Origin of the sequence: Lichenihabitans sp. Uapishka_5, from assembly GCF_033947565.1 — a bacterium.
Classification (GTDB): domain Bacteria; phylum Pseudomonadota; class Alphaproteobacteria; order Rhizobiales; family Beijerinckiaceae; genus Lichenihabitans.
In genome coordinates this window covers 1-910 of the sequence record NZ_JARPVX010000209.1, presented here as the reverse complement: position 1 = coordinate 910, position 910 = coordinate 1, and the positions used below count along the sequence as shown (strand labels likewise).

General features: G+C 63.1%; 2 protein-coding genes. One reads left to right on the top strand and one right to left on the bottom strand.

Features of this window, described 5'->3' with window-relative positions; genetic code table 11:
- Positions 1–501 (top strand): VOC family protein (locus P7D22_RS23225; protein WP_319936607.1); only part of this gene is annotated, 501 nt, incomplete at its 5' end.
- A 27-nt stretch (positions 502–528) separates the two neighbouring features.
- Here the strand turns inward: P7D22_RS23225 and P7D22_RS23220 are convergent.
- The coding region (locus tag P7D22_RS23220) for an Lrp/AsnC family transcriptional regulator (protein ID WP_319936606.1) at positions 529–910 on the bottom strand (382 nt) is incomplete at its 5' end.

Genomic DNA, 910 nt, shown 5'->3' with positions numbered 1-910 from the left:
GTCCTCACCGGAGGCATACAGTTGACCCTCATTATACCGATCCTCGTCGAACACGAAGAGGAGCCGGCCATGACCATCCGAACCACCACCCACCTGAACTTCCGCGGCGACGCGCGCGCGGCGCTCGCTTTCTACCAGAGCGTCTTCGGCGGCGACTTGACGGTCGTCAGCTATGCCGATGCTCACGCGGTCACCAGCCCGGTGGAGGCCGATCAGGTCATCTGGGGACAGGTGACAGCACCGGACGGCTTCCATGTCATGGCATGTGACGTGCCGGCAGCGACCGCCTGGGACCCCGGCACGATCCCGGTATTCGTCTCGGTGCGTGGCGACGATGCCGGTATGCTAATCGTATATTGGGAGAAGCTGGTCGAGGGATCGACTATCATTCAGCCACTCGCCGCGTCCGGCTTCTCCCCTCTGTACGGCATGGTCCGCGACCGCTTCGGCGTGACCTGGGTCATTGATCTTCAAGCCGCCCAAGCGTCTTTGATACTTTGATCCGGCCGACGACGACGATCGTCCGCATCAAAGCGGCAGTGCTGCCGTCGCCTTGATGCGCTGGAGCGGAATATCGGTTTTTAGGCTCTGGACGCCGACGATGCGAGCCAACTTCTCGGCCTGGAACCGACGATAAGCGTCAAGGTCGCGGGCGACGACGCGCAGCAGGAAGTCGCAGTCGCCCGCCATCATATGGCATTCGACCACATGCGGCAGATCGAGGATGCTATCCGTAAACCGCTGCACGGTTTCGTCGTCCTGGCCGGTTAGCCATACGCGCACGAACACACTGGTGCCGAGGCCAAGCTGCACGGGGTCGAGCAGCGCGGCATAGCCTTTGATGATGCCTGCCGCCTCCAGGGCACGGACCCGCCGCAGGCACGGCGATGGGGACAAGCCGACCCGATCC